The following is a 21,732-nucleotide window of genomic DNA, read 5'->3' as shown; positions in this document are numbered from 1 at the left end:
GTACGCCAGCCGCGTACTCCCGTCGCGCGCGGCCGCGCCGGCCTTGTCCAAACCGATCGCGGGCCTTCCCGCCCGGCCCGCCATGCGAGAATCGCATCATGCCGACTGCACAGAAAACCGCTCCCGCCGAAGCCGTGCCGGACATCGCTCCGGACGCCATGCCCGCGCGCTCGCATATCGCCGAGCGCCAGGAGGCGCGCCGCCGCCAGATCCTCGATGCCGCCGCCCAGTTGTTCTATACCAAGGGCTACCCCGGCATGACCATGAACGACCTGTGCCGCGCGCTGGGCGTGACCAAGCCGGCGGTCTATTACTACTTCACAGACAAGTACGAAATCTTCGACATCCTGTGCCGCGAGTCGGCGCAGACCTGCCTGCCGGTCATCCGCGAGACCGCCGACCCCGCCCTGCCGGTGCGCGAGCGCCTGCGCGCATGCCTGCTGGAAATGGCGCGTCGCTGCATCGACTGCCATGTGCCCGCCACGCTGAGCTTTCGCGACAACCAGTACCTGCGCCCCGAAACGGTGGCGTGGCTGGGCAGCATGGCGCGCGCCTTCTACCGCGACCTCTATGCACTGCTGGAGGAGGGCAAGCGCGACGGCGTCTTCCACTACGGCGATGCGCGCGTGACCGCGCACGCGATCGGCAGCGTGGTCGGCTTCATGTACACCTGGCACGAGCCCGGGCGCATGAAGCCGCGGGCGCTGGCCGAGGAACTGGCCACCAATATGATGAAGATGGTCCTGCCGGTAAAAGCGTGACTAGGGAATTCCCGCGAGTGGCCCTGAACTGTGCGCTAGACTTCACGTCTTATGGTGTGCTACTTCCAGAGGACTTCATCTAACGTGTTGTCTTAACAGGGTCGCGCGTTTAGCATCTGTMGAAAATCGAACGACCATTCAGAAAACCAGGAGACGGTGCATGGAAAGAATTTGGCTGAAGAACTACCCGGCTGGCGTGCCTGCCGAGATCGATAGCAGCCAGTTCCGCTCGCTGGCCGCACTGCTGGAGGAGTCTTTCCGTACCTACGCCGGTCGCCGCGCCTTCGTCTGCATGGACAAGGCGATCACCTACGGCGACGTMGACCGTCTCTCGCGGCAGTTCGCCGCCTGGCTGCAGTCGCGCGGGCTCAAGCCCGGCGCGCGCGTGGCCATCATGATGCCGAACGTGCTGCAATACCCCGTGGTGCTGGCCGCGGTGCTGCGCGCCGGCTTCGTGGTGGTCAACGTCAATCCGCTCTACACGCCGCGCGAGCTCGAGCACCAGCTCAAGGACAGCGGCGCAGAGGCCATCGTCATCCTGGAGAACTTCGCCACCACGCTGGAGCAGGTGCTGCCCGCCACGCCKGTCAAGCATGTGGTGGTGGCCAGCATGGGCGACATGCTGGGAGGAGTGAAGGGCGCCATCGTCAATTTCGTGGTGCGCAACGTCAAGAAGATGGTGCCGGCCTGGGAGCTGCCCAACTGCGTGCGCTTCAACACCGTGCTGGAAGAGGGGAGCCGCATGCAGTTGCTGCCCGCCACCACCGGCCCCGACGACATCGCCTTCCTGCAGTACACCGGCGGCACCACCGGCATTTCCAAGGGCGCCGTGCTRCTGCACCGGAACATCGTTTCCAATGTGCTGCAGTCCGAGGCCTGGATGCAGCCGGCGCTGGCCAAGGGCGCGCCGATCGACCAGGTGGTGACCATCACCGCGCTGCCGCTGTATCACATCTTCGCGCTGACGGTCTGCTGCCTGCTGGGCATGCGCAGCGGCGGCCTGAGCGTGCTGATCCCCAATCCGCGCGACATCCCCGGCTTCATCAAGGAGCTGCAGAAGTACAAGTTCAATATGTTCCCGGCGGTCAACACGCTGTACAACGCCCTGATCAACAACCCGGAGATCGACAAGGTCGATTTCTCCGGCCTGCGGGTGGCCAACGGCGGCGGCATGGCGGTGCAGGAGGCGGTGGCCAAGAAATGGCTGGCCCGGACCGGCTGCCCGATCATCGAAGGCTACGGCCTGTCCGAGACGTCGCCCTCGGCGACCTGCAACCCGACCGACACCGACGCCTTCTCCGGCACCATCGGCCTGCCGCTGCCGTCGACCGACATTGCCATCCGCGACGACGACGGCCGCGACGTGCCGCTCGGCCAGGCCGGCGAGATCTGTCTGCGCGGCCCGCAGGTCATGGCAGGCTACTGGAACCGCCCCGACGAGACCGCCAAGGTCATGACGCCGGACGGCTTCTTCAAGACCGGCGACATCGGCGTGATGGACGCGCGCGGCTATACCAAGATCGTCGACCGCAAGAAGGACATGATCCTGGTGTCCGGTTTCAATGTGTACCCGAACGAGATCGAAGGCGTGGTCGCCGAGTGCCCGGGCGTGCTGGAAGTGGCCGCCGTGGGCGTGCCCGACGAGCACTCCGGCGAAGTGGTCAAGCTGTTCGTGGTCAGGAAGGATCCGGCGCTCACCGAAGCCGAGCTGATCTCTTTCTGCAAGGAGCGGCTGACCGGCTACAAGCGGCCCAAGTACGTGGAGTTCCGCGGCGAGCTGCCCAAGACCAATGTGGGCAAGATCCTGCGCCGCGAGCTGCGCGACAGCCGCCAGGCGGCGTAAGCCAGGCACAGCAACGCGCAACGGCCTCCCGCAAGGGAGGCCGTTGCGCGTTTGGGGGCGCAGGCCCGGGACGCGGGCTGCGCCCGCGCTCAGCATTCGGACGAAGGCACCATCCGCGGGACCGGCGTGCCGTCGGGATAGATCAGGCGCACGCACGCGCCAGGATCGAGCCCCGGTGCGGCCGGGCCGTTGACGGTGTCGACCGTGCCATCCTCGGTCGTTACCTTGTACTGGTAAAGGTCGACCTGCTGCCTCGGCTGCGGGTGGAAGAGCTGGTTCAGGTTGACCGCGACGCCGACGCTGGCGGCGCCACCGTTCCAGCCCCCGCCATTCGCCGCCGCCACGCTCACGGACGAATCGAAGGCGCCGGGGCCCGGGGCGTCCATGGTGCCCACCGCGGTCTTGGCGCTGATATGCCCCAGCTTGATGGTGTAGGCGAGCGCCTCGATCTTCGGCTGCGCGGGCGTGCCCTGGCAGGCGGCCACCAGCAGCAACGGCATCAGGCATGCCGCCAGCGGCACGCAAAGGCGGCGCGCTTGCGGCCCGCAGCGCGGCGTGCTCATGCGCTTGCCAGCCCGGTCTTGAGGCGGCCCAGCAGGCGGAACAGGGCGCGCCGGTCGGCCTGCGGCAGGCCGCCGAACAACTGCTCGATCCAGTCTTCGTGCGCACGCGCCATCTTGGAGAACGCCGCGCGCCCGGCCGGCGTGAGGCGGATCAGGTAGGCCCGGCGGTCGCTCGGCAACGCCTCGCGCGATACCAGGCCTTCTTGCTGGAGCTGGTCTGTGATGCCGGTGACATTGCCGCCGGTGACCATCATGCGGCGCGACAGCTCGCCCATCTTGAGGCCTTCGGGGTGGCGGTCCAGTTGCGCCATCAGGTCGAAGCGCGGCAGCGTGCAGGCGAAATCCTGCCGCAGCCGCGAACGGATATCGGCCTCCACCAGGTTGGTGCAGGTCAGCAGCCGCAGCCACAGGCGCAGGCCATCGTGGCTGGCATCGTCGGCTCGGGTTTCGAGATCGACCGGCGGCTCATCGGCGCCGGCCTTGACGGCGATCTCGGCGGCAGTAGTGGTGGGCATCGCGGCAGGCAGGTTGTTTGATGCCTCAAGTATATGCGCTCGCGCGCCGGGCGGGTCCGGACTGAGGGTTCAGTCCACCTTGGCGCCCGAGTCCTTGACGACCTTGGCCCACTTTGTGTGCTCGGCGCGGATGAATGCCGCGAACTGCTCCGGCGTATTGCCGACCGGGTCCGCACCCTGCGCCTGAAGTTTGTCGCGCACGGCCGGCGTGGCCAGCGAGCGCGCCACTTCCTGCTGGATGCGCGCGACGATCTCGTGCGGCGTGCCGGCCGGCGCCAGCAGGCCGAACCAGGAGCTGGCTTCGTAGCCCGGCAGCTTGGCCGCTTCGGCCACGGTGGGCACGCCGGGCAGCGCCGGCGACGGCCTGGCACTCGTCACCGCCAGCGCCTTGAGCTTGCCGGCCTTGATCAGCGACATCGACGACGGCAGGTTGTCGAACATGAGCTGCATGGTGCCGCCGGCCAGGTCGGTCAGCGCCGGGCCGCTGCCCTTGTACGGGAAATGCACCATGAAGGTTTTCGTCTGCGTCTTGAACAGCTCGCCGGCGAGGTGGATGGAGGTGCCATTGCCGCTCGATGCCATGTTGAGCTTGCCGGGATTGGCGCGCGCGTAAGCGATCAGGTCAGGGACGCTGTTGATGCGGTTCTGCTGCGCGAAGGCCGGGTTGACCACCAGCACATTGGGGACCGATGCCACCTCGGTGATCGGCGCGAAATCCTTGATCGGGTCGAACGGCAGCTTGCCGTACAGGGACTGGTTGATGCCGTGCGTGCCCACCGTGCCCATCAGCAGCGTGTAGCCGTCGGGCGCGGCCTTGGCGACGATGTCCGCGCCGATATTGCCGCCGGCGCCGGGGCGGTTGTCCACCACCACGTTCCAGCCTTGCAGCTTGGACAGTTCGGCCGCCACCGCGCGCGCCAGGATGTCCGTGGTGCCGCCGGCCGAGAACGGCACCACGAGGCGGATCGGCTTGTTGGGATAAGGGTCGGCGGCATGCGCGGGCGCGACGCCGGCAAGCAGCGCAAGGCATGCGCTGGCGGCGCTGGCAAGCAGCATATRGGTCGCGCGGCGGCGGGGGCGGTGCATGGTGTCTCCTGGTTGGTCGGGCTGCGGCCGCGCGGTGGCTGCCGAAGGCTTGTGCATTCTAGTGCCCGCCGGCGGAGGTGCCGATGAGGTGATGCCCTAGTCCGCCGCCATGAAAAAAGGCACCCGAAGGTGCCTTTGCAAAAGCCGCGTGGATGCGTTTAGAACTTGTGGCGGATGCCCAKGCCCACGCCCACCATGGTGGTCTTGCCGTTGCCCGGGAAGTAGCCGTTGGCAAAGCTGATGGCCGAGGTGTCGAAGTTCAGGCCGGCATTCTTCGAGAATGCGGTCGTCAGGTAGACGTCCGTGCGCTTGGACAGGTTGTAGTCGGCGATGAAGGAGACCTGCCACGGGTTCTTCACGTTGACGCCGGCGAGGTTCTTCACGTCGTCGTAGTTGTACTGCAGCGTCAGGCCCAGGGCCGGCAGGACCTGGTAGTTGGCGCCGATCCAGTAGTAGTCGTCGCGCAGGACCGTGGCGCCGGTCGGTGCCTTGGACTGACCCCAGCGATAACCGCCCATGATCTTGGCCGGGCCGAAGGCGTAGCTGCCGGCCACCGCGGCCTTCTTGAACGTGCCGGTGTTGCCAGTCGCGTCCAGGGTCGGGTTGTACTGGTCGTAGGCGATGGTCGCGCCGAACGGGCCGGCGGCATAGGCCACGCCGGCACCGTAGCCGGAGTCACGGCGGAATTGCCCCGGCACTTCGCCGCCACCGGCCACGCCGTTGCCGAAGGTCCAGTGCGCGATCGCGGTCACCGGGCCGAACACGCCCGTGTACTTGGCGGTGTTGTCCGAGCGGAAGTTCAGGCCGAGCTGGGCCACCACCGGTTCATACTGGGTTGCGTAGCCGCTGGGCGAGAAGTTGGCCAGCAGGTCGAACAGGGTGGTGTACTGGCGGCCGAAGGTGAAGCGGCCGACCTGGGCGCTTTCGATACCCACGTAAGCCTGGCGACCGAACAGGCGGCTGCCTTGCTGCKACTTGCCGTCATCGAGGCCGAAACCGCTTTCGAGCACGAACAGCGCCTTCAGGCCACCGCCCAGGTCTTCCACGCCGCGCAGACCCCAGCGCGAGCCGGACAGGCCGCCGGACGTCAGGCGGTATGCGTTGTCGCCCGGGCCGGCATTGAAGCCATTGGCAGCCGTAGGCACTTGCGTACCCAGGTGGCTGACGTATTCGAGGTTCATGTCGACAACGCCGTACAGTGTCACGCTCGACTGGGCCTGCGCCGCGCCAGCAAGAAGGCCAAGGGCCGMCAACGCKAAAAGCGATTTTTTCATGCTCGATGATCTCCACGTAAGAATTATTGGTGTGGTCAGCGGAGAAACCTCCTGAGTCTCCATTCGCCCGCTTACCCAACTTCGTCAGAAGTTGCCAAGTACTGTAACAAACCACCTCCGTTTCACAATCGGGTTCGCTGCCCTTGTCAGCTTTTCACAACTCAGGGTTTTGGAGTATCGGATCCGCGACAGGCGAGGCACCTGCAGGCCCAGGCGCGGCGCGGCCTGCAGGGCGGTCACGGTACAATGCGGGAAATCCCGAGGGTGAATCCACGCAGGTCCGKACCTTGTKCCGGCAGCGTCGAAGGACACGCCCGGAAGCCATCACGAGTGCATGCATCCATGGATAACTTGATTCGCGAATTCGATGTGGCCCTGCGCGCGATCGCGGGCGTGACCCGGGCCAGCCGGGACAATCCCGCGGCGGGCCTGGCGCCGGAAGGCGACCCGCTCGACKAGAAAGAGCGCCGCCACGTGGCCGGGCTCATGCGCATCAACCATGTCGGCGAGGTTTGCGCGCAGGCTCTCTACCAGGCGCAGAAGCTGACCGCCCGGACCCCGCAGGTGCGCGCGCAGATGGACGAGGCCGCGCGCGAGGAAGAAGACCACCTCGGCTGGTGCGCCGAGCGCCTGCGCGAACTGGGCTCGCGCACCAGCCTGCTCAACCCGCTCTGGTACGCCGGCGCGTTCGCCATCGGCTGGGCCGCCGGCCGCGCGGGCGACCGCGTCAGCCTCGGCTTTGTGTCCGAGACCGAGAACCAGGTCGAGCAGCACCTCAATGGCCATCTCGGGCAGATCCCTCCCGCCGACCTGCGCTCGCGCGCGATCCTGGAGCAGATGCGCGACGACGAAGCGCGCCACGGCGCCGCCGCCCGGGATGCCGGCGGCATGCCGCTGCCTGCGCCGGTGCGCGCGATGATGCGGGCCGCGTCCCGCGTCATGACCACGGCCGCCTACCGCATCTGACCGGCCGGCAGGGCGAGAGGCGCCCGGCGATGTCGCCCGCCCCCGGCGTCGGGCCCCCGCTTACGCAGGGTAGACGACAAAACGTTGTATCCTTCCATCGGTCCCGCGAGGCTGATTTTCGTGCTGCAGGCAGTTCCTTCCCCGGTTGTTCTCAGGTGGTTTCTCTGCTTTCCTCCATAAGATCTTCATTTCATTAGGGATTCACTTTTTCGGTGCGTGAAGAGTGCGTGCTAAGTCATTGTTMTGATTAAAAAAACCCGGTTTGTTGCCTTGCGGCGAGCCTTGACCCGCCAAATCGCTTCCTCTAAAGTGGGAAATAGTGTGAGGAAGTGTATTTTTGTGTGAAAAAGCGGGCTGGCCGTGGGATCATCCCCCAAACGTCGGCTTTACGGGGTTTACACGCCAGCCGGCGTAGATCGGTTGGCGCGGATCGGGAGCAAGCTTGTTTCAGGGCGCATCGGCGCTGTCACTGGATGCCAAGGGCCGGATGTCCATCCCGGCGCGGCACCGTGAAGCGCTGCAACAGCAGGMCGAGGGCCGGGTAACGCTGACAAAGCACCCGGACGGCTGCCTGCTGCTGTTTCCACGCCCTGAATGGGAAAACTTCCGTGCCCGCATCGCTGCCTTGCCGATGGACGCGCACTGGTGGAAGCGCATCTTCCTGGGCAACGCGGCGGATGTCGACATGGACGGCGCGGGCCGGGTGCTGATCGCGCCCGAGCTGCGTGGCGCCGCCCTGCTCGACAAGGAAGTCATGCTGCTTGGAATGGGCAGCCATTTCGAAGTCTGGGATGCCGCAACCTACGCCGCCAAGGAACAGCAGGCGATGGCGCAGGGCATGCCGGATGCATTGAAGAACTTCTCTTTCTGACGAGGTCATGAGCTCAACCCAATCGCCGGGGACCACCGCCCTGCGCCATCGCACCGTGTTGCTGGACGAGGCTGTCGAAGCCCTGGTCTGGCGGCCGGATGGCGTCTATGTGGACGGCACCTTCGGCAGAGGGGGGCACAGCCGGGCAATACTGGCCCGGCTGGGGCCGGCCGGGGCACTGGTGGCCTTCGACAAGGATCCGGCAGCAATCGCAGAGGCGGGCACCATCGAGGATGCCCGCTTCTCCATTGAGCACACCAGCTTCGCCGACATGGCCGAGCGGCTGGCGGGCCGCGGCAAGGTGACCGGGATATTGCTCGACCTGGGGATCAGCTCGCCCCAGATCGACGACGCGCAGCGGGGGTTCTCCTTCCKCTTCGAGGGACCGCTGGACATGCGCATGGACACCACGCGCGGCATCACCGCCGCGCAGTGGCTGGCGCAGGCGGAAGAGCACGACATCGCGAGGGTGATACGGGACTATGGGGAAGAACGGTTTGCTGTACAGATTGCAAAGGCGGTTGTTGCTCGCAGGAGCGAACCMGGCCATGGCGGACCGCTCACCACTACTGCCGAGCTTGCCGCGCTCGTGGCGAAAGCCGTCAAAACACGCGAGAAGGGTCAGGACCCTGCGACCCGCACCTTTCAGGCTCTACGGATTCACGTCAATCAAGAGCTTGCGGACCTCGAAAGCKGGCTGAGCGCGGCGTACGACTTGCTGCAGACCGGGGGGCGGCTGGTGGTGATCAGCTTTCATTCGCTCGAGGACCGCATCGTCAAGCGGTTCATGCAGGCACACGCCCGTCCGCAGCAGGATGCCGATCCGGCCCTGCGCCGCGCGCCGCTGCGCGCTGACYAGTTGCCGCAGCCCACGCTGAAGCTGCTTGGCCGGGTCAAGCCGGGCGCCGAGGAAATCGCCGCCAACCCGCGCGCGCGCTCCGCCGTGATGCGCGTGGCCGAGAAGCTGCCGGCGAGCGCGCCCGCACAGGCTGGCCGCGCATGAACCGCCTGACCTTCTTCCTGCTCGCCGCGTTGATGCTGTGCGCGCTCTCGCTGGTGAGCGCGCAGCACCAGGCGCGCACGCTGTTCGTCGCCTTCGAGCGCGCCCAGGCGGAAGAAAAGCAGCTCGACATCGACTGGTCGCGCCTGCAGTACCAGCAAAGCGCGCTCGGCAAGAGCGCGCGCATTGCCGATGCGGCCCGCGCCCAGCTCAAGATGACGCCGGTCCTTCCCGGCAGGACCCAATACCTGGCCGGCGTGGTGCTCGAGCCTCAGCCGGCCGCAACCGCGGCCGCGACGGCGGCCTCGGCGCCCGAGGGGAGCAAGCCATGACCATCGCCCGGCCTTCGCAGCACGCCCAGCGCGGCCAGCCCCGCGGCAATGCCTCGCGTCCGCGCAGCGGCCAGTTCGCGGCCAGCCCCGTGCTCGGCCTGCGCTTGCCGATGTGGCGCTCGAAGATGGTGGTGTTCATGATGTTCGCCGCCTTCGTCGCGCTGGCTGCGCGCGCGCTGTGGATCCAGGGGCCGGGCAACCAGTTCTACGAAGCCGAAGGCAAGAAGCGCTTCCAGCGCACGCTGGAGCTGCCCGCCACGCGCGGCAAGGTCCTCGACCGCAACGGCCTGGTGCTGGCMACCAGCCTGCCGGTCAAGGCCATCTGGGCGGTCCCCGAAGACGTGCCCGACGAGATCGACGCGGACAAGATCCGCCAGCTGGGCAAGCTGCTCGACATGAGCGACAAGGAACTGCGCCGCAAGTTTACGGAAGACAAGAGCTTCGTCTACCTGAAGCGCCAGGTGCTGCCCGATGCCGCGGACAAGATCGCCKAACTCAAGATCGACGGCATCCACCAGACCCGCGAGTACAAGCGCTTCTACCCAGAAGGCGAGGCGATGGCGCACATCGTCGGCTTCACCAACGTGGAGGACCGCGGCCAGGAAGGCGTGGAGCTCGCGCGCGAGCCCGTGCTGGCCGGCAGGTCCGGCGCGCGCCAGGTGATCAAGGACCGCCTTGGACGCGTGGTGGAGGACGTCGGCATCCTCAAGACGCCGCGCGATGGCGAGGACCAGCAGCTCTCCATCGACGCCAAGATCCAGTACCTGGCCTTCAACGAGGTCAAGGCCATCGTCGAGCGCAGCAAGGCCAAGGCGGCCAGCGCGGTGGTGCTCGACGCGCAGACCGGCGAGGTGCTGGCGCTGGCCAACTGGCCGACCTACAACCCCAACGACCGCACCCGCCTGTCCGGCGAGCAGCTGCGCAACCGCGTGCTGACCGATACCTTCGAGCCGGGGTCGATGATGAAGCCGATCACGATCGGGCTGGCCCTGCAGCTCAAGCGGGTGACGCCGTCGACGGTATTCGCCACCACCGGCAAGTTCAACTATGAAGGCGCCACCATCAGCGACACCCACAACTACGGGGCGCTGACCGTGGCCGGCATCATCCAGAAATCCAGCAACATCGGCACGACCAAGATCTCGATGCTGCTCAAGCCGCAGGAGATGTGGGACATGTTTACCAGCGTGGGCCTGGGCCAGGCGCCCAAGCTCGGCTTTCCCGGCGCGGTCGCCGGCCGGGTGCGTCCGTTCAAGAGCTGGAGGCCGATCGAACAGGCCACCATGTCCTACGGCTACGGCCTGTCGGTGTCGCTGTTCCAGATGGCGCACGCCTATACGGTGTTCGCCCATGACGGCGAGCTGATCCCGGTCACCATGTTCCGCAACAACGGCCCGGTCACCGGCGAACGCGTGCTGTCTCCCGAAGTGGCCCGCCAGGTGCGTGGCATGCTCGAGACCGTGACCGCGCCCGGCGGCACCGCGCCCGAGGCCCAGGTGATGGGCTACCGGGTCGGCGGCAAGACCGGCACCGCCTACAAGCACGTCGGCCGCGGCTACGACCGCAGCAAGTACCGCGCCTCGTTCATCGGCCTGGCGCCGATGTCCAACCCGCGCATCATCGTGGCCGTGAGCGTGGACGAGCCCACCTCGGGCAGCCACTATGGCGGCGCCGTCGCGGGTCCGGCATTCGCCGCCATCACCGGCGGCACGCTGCGGGCGCTCAATGTGCAGCCCGATTCGCCGATCCGCCAGCTGGTGGTGAGCGACAAGGTCCAGGAAAGCGAGCCGTGGAGCGCGACACAATGAGCCGGCAACTGCTTCCCCTCGAAATCGCCGCCCAGGCTGCCGATGCGCTGGCCTGGCTGCGCCGGCACGCGCCGGCCGGCGCCAGGCTCACGGGTGACACGCGCCGGCTGACCCAGGGCGATGTCTTCTTCGCCTACGTGCTGGGCAACCAGCGCCTGTCGACCKACGCGCGCCCGCATATCGCCCAGGCCATCGCGCGCGGCGCCAGCGCCGTGATCTGCGAGGCCGACGGCTTCGACTGGCCGCATGGCGAGGCGGTGCCGCACCTGGCCGTGTCCGGCCTGCACCAGCTTGCGGGCCCGATCGCGGCCGGCTGGTACGGCAATGACACGCGCGACCTKGCCGTGACCGGCATCACCGGCACCAATGGCAAGACCTCGTGCGCGCAATGGCTGGCGCGGCTGCTGCAGGCAACGGGCAAGCCCTGCGCCACCATCGGCACGCTCGGCACCGGCTTTCCGGACGCGCTGGTCGCCACCGGCTTCACCACGCCCGACGCGGTGCAGCTGCAGGACAGCCTGGCCGGACTGCACGGCGCCGGCGCGCGCGCGGTGGCGATGGAAGTGTCGTCGCACGGCCTCGAGCAGGGCCGCGTGGCCGGCACGCACTTCGCCGTGGCGGTGCTGACCAACCTGACGCAAGACCACCTGGACTACCACGGCACCATGGCCGAGTACGAGGCAGCCAAGGCGCTGCTGTTCCAGTGGCCGGGCCTGCGCGCCGCCGTGATCAATCGCGACGATGCCATGGGCGCCCGCCTGCTGGCCGGCCAGCAGGCCGCCACGCAGGTGATCGAGTACGGCGTCGACGGCCCCGCGGCGGCAACACGCAAGGGCGGCCAGTGGCTGCGCGCCAGCGGCGTGCGCGCCACCGCCGCCGGCACCGCCTTCCATGTGGACGGCAGCTTCGGCAGCGCCGACATCGCCACGGCGATGATCGGCGGCTTCAACGTCAGCAACCTGCTMGCCGTGCTCGGCGCGGCCCTCGCCAACGGCATCGCATGGCAAGCCGCCGTCGATGCGCTGCGCGGGCTCAGGCCGGTCGACGGCCGCATGGAATTGTTCGGCGGTGGCCAGGACGGCCCGCTGGCCGTGGTCGACTACGCCCATACGCCCGACGCGCTGGAAAAGACCCTGGCGGCGCTGCGCCCGGTGGCGCAGGCCCGCGGCGGCCGGCTGTGGTGCGTGTTCGGCTGCGGCGGCGACCGCGATCCGATCAAGCGCCCGCTGATGGGCGCGGTGGCCGAGCGCCTGGCCGACGATGTCGTGCTGACCAGCKACAACCCGCGCAGCGAGGACCCGCTGGATATCCTGGACGCCATCGCCGACGGCATGGATGACCGCGGCCGCGCCCACCTGATCGAAGACCGCGCCGCCGCCATCCTCTACGCCATCAGGCACGCCGCCGCGGCGGACGTGGTGCTGGTGGCCGGCAAGGGACACGAGGCCACCCAGGAAGTGCACGGCCGCAAGCGGCCGTTCTCCGATCGCGAGCATGTCCGGCTGACGCTGGGTACGCGCGGGGTGTCGGCATGAACCAGAACATGATGACCAATCTGCAGCAAGCCGCCGGCTGGATCGCCGGCGCGCGCGTTTGCGGCCCCGCCGATGCGGGCGCGCGCAGCTTTTCGCGCGTGYTGACCGACAGCCGCACGGTCCAGCCCGGCGACCTGTTCGTCGCGCTCAGGGGCGAGCGYTTCGAYGCCCAYGATTTCCTGGCCGATGTGGCCGCGCGCGGTGCCGCCGCGGTGCTGGTGGAGCGCGAGCCCGACGCGGCCCTTGGCCTGCCGGCCATCGTGGTGCCCGACACGCGCMTGGCGCTGGGCGAGCTGGCCGCGGGCTGGCGCCGCCGCTTCGGCCTGCCCGCCGTGGCCGTGACCGGCAGCAACGGCAAGACCACGGTCAAGGAAATGATCGCCGCGATCTTCGCGGCGGCGGTAGGGGAGGGCGCCCGCTTGGCCACCGGCGGCAACCTGAACAACGACATCGGCCTGCCGCTGACGGTGCTGCGCCTGTGCGCGGCGCACCGGCTGGCCGTGCTCGAGCTGGGCATGAATCATCCCGGCGAGACTGTCTACCTGGCCAGCATCGCCCAGCCCACCGTGTCCGTGGTGACCAATGCCCAGCGCGAGCACCAGGAATTCATGGTGAGCGTTGAGGCCGTGGCGCACGAACATGCGGCGGCCATCGCGGCGCTGCCCGCCGACGGCGCGGCGGTATTCCCGCTCGACGCCGAGGGCGGCGGCGCGCATGCCGGCGTCTGGCGCCAGGCGGCCGGCACGCGGCGCGTGCTGTCGTTCGGCCTCGACGCGAACGCCGATGTCCGCGCCGACGTGCGCCTGGACGACGGCGTGCAGGTGATGCAGGTCAGCGCGCCGGGCGGTGCCTTCGAGGTCCGCCTGTCGGTGCTGGGCACGCATAACGTACGCAACGCGCTGGCGGCGATCGCCTGCGCGCTGGCGGCCGGTGTCAGCCATGAGGCKATCCAGGCCGGCCTGGGCGGGTTTGCGGCGGTCAAGGGCCGCCTGCAGGTCAAGCACAGCACCGGCGGCACGCTGGTGATCGACGATACCTACAACGCCAATCCGGATTCCGTGCGCGCCGCCATCGACGTGCTGGCCGGGTTTGCCGCGCCGCGCCTGCTGGTGCTGGGCGACATGGGCGAAGTGGGCGACCAGGGCCCGGCCTTCCACGCGGAGATCGGCGCCTACGCCGCCACGCGCGGCATCGAGGCCTTGTGGGGTACCGGCGCCGCCATGACCGACGCAGTGCGTGCCTTCGGCGCGCAGGGCGGCGGCCAGGCACGGTATTTCGACAGCGCCGAAGCGCTGGCGGACACGCTGGCGCAAGACAAGGATGGCACCGTGGCCAGGGCGGGCGCGGTATTGGTGAAGGGGTCGCGTTTCATGCGCATGGAACGGATGGTGGATGCGCTGGTCGCAGACACGTCCGCGCGTAAAGCGTGACCGATGGTTAGCAAGGCTTGACCAGGCGGTTTCAAGCTGTCTCAGACAATCTCAAGCAATMGTAAGTCCCGGCGCCGCCGGGCGGTTGTCGAAAGGAATACGGAACACGATGTTATTGGCTCTGGCCCAGTGGCTGCAAAACGACTACAGCTTCCTGCGGGTCTTCAACTACCTGACCTTCCGCGCGGTGATGGCCAACCTCACCGCGCTGTTGATCGGCCTCGGCCTCGGCCCGTGGGTGATCCGCAAGCTGACCGAGCTGAAGATCGGCCAGGCGGTGCGCACCATCGGTCCGCAGTCGCACCTGGTCAAGGCCGGCACGCCCACCATGGGCGGCGTGCTGGTACTGGTGTCGATCGCCATTTCGACGCTGCTGTGGTGCGACTGGGGCAACCGCTTTATCTGGGTGGTGATGCTGGTGACCTTCGGCTACGGCGCGATCGGCTGGGTGGACGACTACCGCAAGGTGGTCTATCGCGACCCGCGCGGCATGTCGAGCCGCGAAAAGTTTTTCTGGCAGACCCTGATCGGCCTGGTGGCCGCGGTCTACCTGGCGTTCTCGGTGTCKGAAAGCAGCAATGTGCGGGTGTGGGACCTGTTCCTGGGCTGGGTCGAAGGCGGCCTGTCGCTGGACATGCCCTACAAGTCCAACCTGATTGTGCCGTTCTTCAAGGAAGTGAGCTATCCGCTGGGCGTGGCCGGCTTCATCGTGCTGACCTACCTGGTGATCGTGGGTTCGAGCAATGCCGTGAACCTGACCGACGGCCTGGACGGGCTGGTGATCATGCCGGTGGTGCTGGTCGGCAGCGGGCTGGGTATCTTCGCCTACGTCATGGGCAGTTCGGTCTACAGCAAGTACCTGCTGTTCCCGCATATTCCCGGGGCGGGCGAGTTGCTGATCTTCTGTTCGGCGCTGGCGGGGGCGGGCCTGGCCTTCCTCTGGTTCAACGCCCACCCTGCCCAGGTCTTCATGGGCGACGTGGGCGCGCTGGCTCTGGGCGGCGCGCTCGGCACGGTGGCCGTGATCGTGCGTCAGGAGATCGTGCTGTTCGTGATGGGCGGCATCTTCGTGGTGGAAACGCTCTCGGTGATGCTGCAGGTCACGTGGTTCAAGATCACCAAGCGGCGCTACGGCGAGGGCCGGCGGCTGTTCAAGATGGCGCCGCTGCATCACCACTTTGAATTGTCGGGCTGGAAAGAGACGCAGGTGACGGTGCGCTTCTGGATCATCACCATGCTGCTCGTGCTGATCGGGCTGTCGTCGCTGAAGCTGCGCTGACGCGGCGGCTTTATCCAGACGGAATCAACGTAATTACACAAAGGGCGGAATACGAAGTGTTTGGCGAGTTGCAGAAACCTCATGTGCTGGTGCTGGGCCTCGGCGAATCGGGGCTGGCGATGGCGCGCTGGTGCGGCCAGTACGGCGCCCCCGTGCGCGTCGCGGACACGCGCGAGGCTCCCGCCAACCTGGTCTTCCTACAGGCCGAGCTGCCTTCGGCGCAATTCATCGGCGGCGCGTTCGGCATGGCGCTGCTCGACGGCATCGGCCTGGTGGCGATCAGCCCCGGCCTGTCGCCGGCCGAGCCCGCCACTGCCGCGCTGCTGGCGGCGGCGCGCGAGCGCGGCATCCCGGTGTGGGGCGAGATCGAGCTGTTCGCCCGGGCGCTGGCCCACCTGCGGGCCGAGTCCGGCTACGCCCCCAAGGTGCTGGCGATCACCGGCACCAATGGCAAGACCACCACGACGGCGCTGACCGGCCGCCTGGTCGAGCGCGCCGGCAAGACGGTGGCGGTGGCCGGCAATATCAGCCCGTCCGCGCTGGACAAGCTGGCCGCGTGCATCGCCTCGGCCACGCTGCCCGAAGTCTGGGTGCTGGAGCTGTCCAGCTTCCAGCTGGAAACCACGCACACGCTGGCGCCGCATGCGGCCACGGTGCTCAATATCACGCAGGACCATCTCGACTGGCACGGCAGCATGGAAGCCTATGCCGCGGCCAAGGCGCGCATCTTCGGCGCGGCTCCCGCGCCCGGCGAGCCCGGCTGCCTGCAGGTGCTCAACCGCAACGACCGCCTGAGCATGGAGATGGCCCGCCGCGGCACCGCGCCCGTCACGTTCGGCACCGACCTGCCCGAGACACCAGGCAGTTTCGGCGTGCTGCGCGAGGGTGGCATGCCCTGGCTGGTGATCGCCGAAGCCGACAGCGAGGCCGAGGGCGAGAACAAGCCGCGCCGCCGCAAGGCCGCCGCCACCGAGGCCGAGTCCGCGGTGYCGGTGCGCCACAAGCGCCTGATGCCGGCCGACGCGCTGCATATCCGCGGCATGCATAACGCCACCAACGCCATGGCCGCGCTGGCGCTGTGCCGCGCCCTCGACCTGCCGCTCAATGCGCTGCTGCACGGCCTGCGCGAATATCGCGGCGAGCCGCACCGCGTGGAGTGGGTCGCCACGGTGGACGACGTCGAGTATTTCGATGACAGCAAGGGCACCAACGTGGGCGCGACCGTGGCCGCGCTGTCGGGCCTGGACAAGCGCGTGGTGCTGATCGCGGGCGGCGAAGGCAAGGGGCAGGATTTCTCGCCGCTGGCGGCTCCCGTGGCGCAGTACGCGCGCGCCGTGGTGCTGATCGGCAAGGACGCCGGCGAGCTGCGCCGGGCGCTGGAAGGCACCGGCGTGACGCTGGCCGACGCGGCCACGCTGGAGCAGGCCGTCACGCTGGCCGCAAGCGCGGCGCAGGGTKGCGACGCGGTGCTGCTGTCGCCGGCCTGCGCCAGCCTCGACATGTTCCGTAACTACGTGCACCGCGCCGAAGTGTTCCGCGCCGCGGTGGAAGAACTGGCGATGTCCCGGGGGATCCTGCCATGAGCGACGCTCAGGTCAAGCGCAGCGGGTTTATCGGCGCCACCATCGGCAATGCCTGGGGTGGCCTGCGCKACGCGGTGTCCGGCGTCAAGCCCACSCGCTCGCGCATGATGGAGTACGACCAGCCCCTGCTGTGGGTGTCGATCGTGCTGCTCGCGCTCGGCCTGGTGATGGTGTATTCGGCCTCGATCGCGCTGCCCGACTCGCCGCGCTACGCCAACTACCGCGAGAGCCATTTCCTCACGCGGCACGCGTTCGCGCTGTTCGTCGGCCTGGGCGGCGGCCTGCTGGCCTTCCAGATCCCGGTCAAGTTCTGGGACCGCTATGCGCCCAAGCTGTTCCTGATCGCGCTGCTGCTGCTGGTGATCGTGCTGGTGCCCTTCGTGGGCAAGGGCGTCAACGGCGCGCGGCGCTGGATCCCGCTCGGCATCATGAACTTCCAGCCCTCCGAGCTGATGAAGCTGGCGGTGGTGCTCTACGCGGCCAACTACACCGTGCGCAAGCAGGAGTGGATGCAGAACGTGGGCAAGGGATTCCTGCCGATGGGCGTGGCGGTGGTGGTGGTGGGCATGCTGCTGCTGCTGGAACCCGACATGGGTGCCTTCCTGGTGGTGGCCACGGTGGCCATGGGCATCCTGTTCCTCGGCGGCATCAACGGCAAGCTGTTCGCCGGCCTGGTCGGCGTGGCGGTGGGCGCGTTCGCGCTGCTGATCACGGCCTCGCCCTGGCGGCGCKAGCGGATCTTCGCCTACCTCAACCCGTGGGAAGAAGCCAACGCGCTCGGCAAGGCCTACCAGCTCACCCATTCGCTCATCGCCTTCGGCCGCGGCGAATGGACCGGGGTGGGGCTGGGCGGCAGCATCGAGAAGCTGCACTACCTGCCCGAAGCGCATACCGACTTCATCCTCGCCGTGATCGGCGAGGAATTCGGCTTCGTGGGCGTGCTGGTGGTGATCGTGYTGTTCTACTGGCTGGTGCGCCGCGCCTTCGAGATCGGCCGCACCGCGCTGCAGCTCGACCGCACCTTTGCCGGCCTGGTGGCCAAGGGCATCGGCGTGTGGGTCGGCTGGCAGACCTTCATCAACATGGGCGTGAACCTGGGCCTGCTGCCGACCAAGGGGCTGACCCTGCCGCTGGTGAGCTACGGCGGCTCGGGCATCCTGATGAACTGCATTGCGCTGGCCATTCTCTTGCGCATCGATTACGAAAATCGCGTGATGATGCGTGGAGGGAAGGTATGACCGGCGCGCAGCAGCACGTGATTTCGGCGAAGGCTAACTTCCTGCGCAAGCAGGAAGTTAAGCGCAGCGGCCGCAGCCAGAATTCATCCATGATGCGTGGAGGGAAGGTATGAGCGGCACGCGTACCCTGCTCGTGATGGCCGGCGGCACCGGGGGGCATGTCTTCCCCGGGCTGGCGGTCGCGCGCGCGTTGCGCGAGCAGGGCTGGCGCGTGGTGTGGCTGGGCAACCGCAGCGGCATGGAAGCCACGCTGGTGCCCAAGTACGACATCCCGATGGAGTTTATCCAGTTCGGCGGCCTGCGCGGCAAGGGGCCGCTGACCAAGCTGCTGCTGCCGTTKAACCTGCTGCGCGCGTTCTGGCAGAGCCTGCGCGCGCTGCGCCGGGTGCGGCCCGACGTGGTGCTGGGCATGGGCGGCTACATCACCTTCCCGGCCGGCATGATGGCTTCGMTGCTGGGGCGCCCGCTGGTGCTGCACGAGCAGAATTCCATCGCCGGGCTGGCCAACAAGGTGCTGGCCAGGGTGGCGGATCGCGTGTTGTGCGCCTTCCCCAACGCGCTGCCCGACAGCGAGTGGACCGGCAACCCGGTGCGCGAGGAACTGGCCCGCATGACCGCGCCCGACCAGCGCTACGACAACCGCAGCGGCCCGCTGCGGTTGCTGGTGGTGGGCGGCAGCCTGGGCGCGGCCGCCCTCAACGAGGTCGTGCCCAAGGCGCTGGCGCTGCTGCCGGAAGGCGAGCGGCCGCTGGTGAAGYACCAGGCCGGCGCCAAGCAGATCGATACGCTGCGCGCCAACTACCAGGCTGCCGGCGTGCAGGCGGAAGCCTTGCCCTTTATCGACGACATGGCCGGCGCCTATGCCGAGGCGGATCTGGTGATCTGCCGCGCGGGCGCCATGACCGTGTCCGAGGTGGCGGCGGCGGGGGTGGCGGCACTGTTCGTGCCGTTTCCCCATGCCGTGGACGACCACCAGACCACCAATGCGCAATTCCTGTCGCGACAGGACGCCGCCTTGCTGGTCCAGCAGAACGAACTGACCGCGAGCGGGCTGGCACAGATGCTGGCCTCGTTGTCGCGGACCCGACTCAAAGAGATGGCGCACCAGGCGCGCGGTCTAGCCAAGCCGGAAGCGACCCGGCGCGTGGCCGAGATCTGCAGCCAGATGGCCAGGGACTGAAACAAACGGATTCATGAAGCACATTGTCAAGAATATCCACTTCGTAGGCATCGGCGGCGCCGGCATGAGCGGCATCGCGGAAGTCCTATTGAACCTGGGCTACAAGGTCTCGGGCTCCGACGTGGGCAGCAACGCTGCCACGCGGCGGCTGGCCTCGCTCGGCGCGACCGTGATGCACGGCCACGATGCCGGCAACGTCAACGGCGCCAATGCCGTGGTGGTGTCCACGGCCGTCACCGGCGACAACCCCGAGGTGCTGGCCGCGCGCGCCAAGCGCATCCCGGTGGTGCCGCGCGCGGTCATGCTGGCCGAGTTGATGCGCCTCAAGCAGGGCGTGGCCATCGCCGGCACCCACKGCAAGACCACCACCACTAGCCTGGTGGCCTCGGTGCTGGCCGAAGGCGGGCTCGATCCCACCTTCGTGATCGGCGGCCGGCTCAACTCGGMGGGCGCCAACGCACGCCTGGGCACGGGCGACTTCATCGTGGCCGAGGCCGACGAATCGGACGCGTCGTTCCTCAACCTGTTCCCGGTGATCGAGGTCATCACCAATATCGACGCCKACCACATGGACACCTACGGGCACGATTTCGCMCGGCTCAAGCAGGCGTTCGTGGAGTTCACCCAGCGCCTGCCGTTCTACGGCATCGCCGTGCTGTGCGTGGACGACCCCAATGTGCGCGAGATCATGCMCTTCGTGTCCAAGCCGATCGTGCGCTATGGCTTCGCCGAAGACGCCCAGATCCGTGCGGTCAACGCGCGCGCGGTCGACGGCCAGATGCATTTCACGGTGCTGCGCCAGCTCAACGGCCACGCCGAGCCGCCGCTGGACGTGGTGCTGAACCTGCCCGGCATGCACAACGTGCAGAACGCGCTGGCCGCCATCGCCATCGCCACCGAGCTGGAGGTGGCCGACGCCGCCATCGTCAAGGCGCTGCGCGAATTCCACGGCGTGGGCCGGCGCTTCCAGCGCTACGGCGAGGTTGCCTGCCTCAATGTGCAAGGCGGGCAAGCCAAGGCCGAGGGCACCTTCACGCTGGTCGACGACTACGGTCACCATCCGGTCGAGATGGCCGCGACGCTGGCCGCCGCGCGYGGCGCGTTTMCCGGACGCCGGCTGGTGCTGGCGTTCCAGCCGCATCRTTTCACCCGCACGCGCGATTGCTTCGAGKACTTCGTCAAGGTGCTCGGCACCGTGGACGCGTTGCTGCTGGCCGAGGTCTATGCCGCCGGCGAGACGCCCATCGTGGCCGCCGACGGCCGCGCGCTGACACGCGCCTTGCGCGTGGCGGGCAAGGTTGAACCCGTATTCGTGGAGCAGATCGACGAAATGCCGCAAGCCATCCTGAACGCCGTCCGGCCCGGCGATGTAGTCGTGACGATGGGCGCCGGCACCATCGGCGGCGTGCCGGGGCAACTGGTTTCGCAACAAGTCTCGCAACAAGCGGGAGGCCAGGCATGAGCTTCGTCGCCCATCCCAATATCGATCCGAAATCGCTCGGCAAGGTCGGCGTGCTGCTGGGTGGCCGCTCGGCCGAGCGCGAGATCTCGCTGATGTCCGGCAACGGCGTGCTGGCTGCCCTGCAATCGCGCGGCGTGGATGCGCACGGCTTCGATCCGGGGCTGCAGTCGGTGGCCGAGCTGGCCACGGCGGGCTTCGACCGCGTCTTTATCGCGCTGCACGGCCGCTATGGCGAGGACGGCACCGTCCAGGGCCTGCTGGAGCAACTGGGCGTGCCCTACACCGGCAGCGGCGTGCTGGCTTCCGCAATGGCCATGGACAAGCAGGCCACCAAGCGCCTGTGGATGACGCACGGCCTGCCGACGCCGCGCTTCGCCATGCTGCACGCCGATACCGACTTTGCCGCCGTGGCGGCCGACCTGGGCCTGCCGCTGATCGTCAAGCCGGCGCGCGAAGGCTCGTCCATCGGCCTGACCAAGGTCACCGAGGCAGGCCAGATGCAGGCCGCCTTCGAGAAGGCGGCGGCGCTGGACAACGAYGTGATCGCCGAGGAATTCATCGACGGCGCCGAGCTGACCTGCCCCATCGTGGGGGAGGGCGCCACCGCCGAAGCGCTGCCGGTGATCCGCATCGTCGCGCCCGGCGCGAATTATGACTATCAAAATAAGTACTTTACTGACGATACCCAATATCTGTGCCCGTCGGGCCTGCCGGACGACGTCGAAGCCGAAGTCCGGCGCCTGGCGGTGCAATCCTTCCGCGTGCTGGGGTGCCGCGGCTGGGCGCGCGCCGACGTGATGTTGCGCGCCGATGGCAAGCCTTACCTGCTGGAGATGAATACCTCGCCCGGCATGACCGGCCACTCGCTGGTGCCGATGGCGGCGCGCGCGGTGGGCATCAGCTACGAGGATTTCGTGATGCAGGTGACAGCCGCCGCCACGCTGGACCTGCATCCGAGCKACGCCTGGAAACCTGATTGAGCATGAACGCCGATTGAATTGAACCT

The 21,732-nt window shown here is 67.9% G+C and carries 19 protein-coding genes; 15 read left to right on the top strand and 4 right to left on the bottom strand.

All coding sequences use genetic code 11. The annotated features are described in order from the left end of the window. The first annotated feature begins 98 nt into the window (after positions 1-98). Together AC1DKV_RS26485 and AC1DKV_RS26480 are read left to right on the top strand one after the other, a co-directional pair. Positions 99-761, top strand: coding sequence for a TetR/AcrR family transcriptional regulator (locus tag AC1DKV_RS26485; RefSeq protein ID WP_441617903.1), 663 nt, complete (start codon positions 99-101; stop codon positions 759-761). 160 nt (positions 762-921) lie between these two features. Next, on the top strand, positions 922-2,604 hold the full coding sequence (locus AC1DKV_RS26480) for a long-chain fatty acid--CoA ligase (protein WP_441617901.1): 1,683 nt from the start codon (positions 922-924) through the stop codon (positions 2,602-2,604). 89 nt (positions 2,605-2,693) lie between these two features. Here the strand turns inward: AC1DKV_RS26480 and AC1DKV_RS26475 are convergent, their stop codons facing one another. The 4 genes from AC1DKV_RS26475 to AC1DKV_RS26460 all read right to left on the bottom strand — a co-directional run bounded on the left by AC1DKV_RS26475 (position 2,694) and on the right by AC1DKV_RS26460 (position 6,042). Next, positions 2,694-3,167 carry a hypothetical protein gene (locus AC1DKV_RS26475; protein WP_441617899.1) on the bottom strand — a complete coding sequence of 158 codons (474 nt, stop codon included), beginning with the start codon at positions 3,165-3,167 and terminating at the stop codon, positions 2,694-2,696. Further along, complete coding sequence (locus AC1DKV_RS26470; RefSeq protein WP_441617897.1) at positions 3,164-3,682, bottom strand: MarR family winged helix-turn-helix transcriptional regulator; 519 nt, start codon at positions 3,680-3,682, stop codon at positions 3,164-3,166. The genes AC1DKV_RS26475 and AC1DKV_RS26470 overlap by 4 nt, the downstream gene beginning before the upstream one ends. 69 nt (positions 3,683-3,751) lie before the next feature. After that, positions 3,752-4,768: a Bug family tripartite tricarboxylate transporter substrate binding protein gene (locus tag AC1DKV_RS26465; RefSeq protein WP_477138351.1), complete on the bottom strand. Its 1,017-nt coding sequence runs from the start codon at positions 4,766-4,768 to the stop codon at positions 3,752-3,754. Between the two features lie 158 nt (positions 4,769-4,926). Further along, entirely contained in the window at positions 4,927-6,042 is a 1,116-nt protein-coding gene (locus tag AC1DKV_RS26460; RefSeq protein WP_477138350.1) for a porin, read from the bottom strand. Between the two features lie 342 nt (positions 6,043-6,384). Between AC1DKV_RS26460 and coq7 the strand changes: the two genes are divergently transcribed. The 13 genes from coq7 (at position 6,385) to AC1DKV_RS26395 (ending at position 21,706) form a co-directional block, all read left to right on the top strand. Then, complete coding sequence (gene coq7 / locus AC1DKV_RS26455) at positions 6,385-7,008, top strand: 2-polyprenyl-3-methyl-6-methoxy-1,4-benzoquinone monooxygenase (RefSeq protein WP_477138349.1); 624 nt, start codon at positions 6,385-6,387, stop codon at positions 7,006-7,008. A 442-nt stretch (positions 7,009-7,450) separates the two neighbouring features. After that, entirely contained in the window at positions 7,451-7,879 is a 429-nt protein-coding gene (mraZ, locus tag AC1DKV_RS26450; RefSeq protein ID WP_477138348.1) for a division/cell wall cluster transcriptional repressor MraZ, read from the top strand. A 7-nt stretch (positions 7,880-7,886) separates the two neighbouring features. Continuing rightward, entirely contained in the window at positions 7,887-8,882 is a 996-nt protein-coding gene (gene rsmH / locus AC1DKV_RS26445) for a 16S rRNA (cytosine(1402)-N(4))-methyltransferase RsmH (protein WP_477138347.1), read from the top strand. Beyond that, on the top strand, positions 8,879-9,211 hold the full coding sequence (gene ftsL, locus AC1DKV_RS26440) for a cell division protein FtsL (protein ID WP_441617885.1): 333 nt from the start codon (positions 8,879-8,881) through the stop codon (positions 9,209-9,211). Before rsmH ends, ftsL begins: the two co-directional genes overlap by 4 nt. Beyond that, entirely contained in the window at positions 9,208-11,019 is a 1,812-nt protein-coding gene (locus tag AC1DKV_RS26435; protein WP_477138346.1) for a peptidoglycan D,D-transpeptidase FtsI family protein, read from the top strand. The genes ftsL and AC1DKV_RS26435 overlap by 4 nt, the downstream gene beginning before the upstream one ends. After that, the gene (locus tag AC1DKV_RS26430) at positions 11,016-12,554 is read left to right on the top strand and encodes a UDP-N-acetylmuramoyl-L-alanyl-D-glutamate--2,6-diaminopimelate ligase (protein WP_477138354.1); all 1,539 of its coding nucleotides are present in this window, start codon (positions 11,016-11,018) and stop codon (positions 12,552-12,554) included. Before AC1DKV_RS26435 ends, AC1DKV_RS26430 begins: the two co-directional genes overlap by 4 nt. Then, entirely contained in the window at positions 12,551-13,984 is a 1,434-nt protein-coding gene (locus AC1DKV_RS26425) for a UDP-N-acetylmuramoyl-tripeptide--D-alanyl-D-alanine ligase (RefSeq protein WP_477138345.1), read from the top strand. The genes AC1DKV_RS26430 and AC1DKV_RS26425 overlap by 4 nt, the downstream gene beginning before the upstream one ends. Positions 13,985-14,093: 109 nt before the next feature. Beyond that, on the top strand, positions 14,094-15,263 hold the full coding sequence (gene mraY / locus AC1DKV_RS26420; protein ID WP_441617879.1) for a phospho-N-acetylmuramoyl-pentapeptide-transferase: 1,170 nt from the start codon (positions 14,094-14,096) through the stop codon (positions 15,261-15,263). 56 nt (positions 15,264-15,319) lie between these two features. Next, positions 15,320-16,846: a UDP-N-acetylmuramoyl-L-alanine--D-glutamate ligase gene (murD, locus tag AC1DKV_RS26415; RefSeq protein WP_477138344.1), complete on the top strand. Its 1,527-nt coding sequence runs from the start codon at positions 15,320-15,322 to the stop codon at positions 16,844-16,846. Continuing rightward, positions 16,843-18,084: a putative lipid II flippase FtsW gene (ftsW, locus tag AC1DKV_RS26410; protein ID WP_477138343.1), complete on the top strand. Its 1,242-nt coding sequence runs from the start codon at positions 16,843-16,845 to the stop codon at positions 18,082-18,084. Before murD ends, ftsW begins: the two co-directional genes overlap by 4 nt. 109 nt (positions 18,085-18,193) lie before the next feature. After that, entirely contained in the window at positions 18,194-19,264 is a 1,071-nt protein-coding gene (gene murG, locus AC1DKV_RS26405) for an undecaprenyldiphospho-muramoylpentapeptide beta-N-acetylglucosaminyltransferase (RefSeq protein WP_477138342.1), read from the top strand. Positions 19,265-19,277: 13 nt separating this feature from the next. Next, positions 19,278-20,726 (top strand): UDP-N-acetylmuramate--L-alanine ligase, encoded by a 1,449-nt coding sequence (murC, locus tag AC1DKV_RS26400; protein ID WP_477138341.1) that lies wholly within the window; start codon positions 19,278-19,280, stop codon positions 20,724-20,726. Beyond that, positions 20,723-21,706: a D-alanine--D-alanine ligase gene (locus AC1DKV_RS26395; RefSeq protein WP_477138340.1), complete on the top strand. Its 984-nt coding sequence runs from the start codon at positions 20,723-20,725 to the stop codon at positions 21,704-21,706. The genes murC and AC1DKV_RS26395 overlap by 4 nt, the downstream gene beginning before the upstream one ends. The last annotated feature ends 26 nt before the right edge of the window (positions 21,707-21,732 follow it).

The sequence above is a fragment of the Cupriavidus sp. 05T41 genome, from assembly GCF_056396525.1.
The sequence above is the reverse complement of the archived record's forward strand: the minus strand, read 5'-3'. Positions and strand labels throughout refer to the sequence as shown.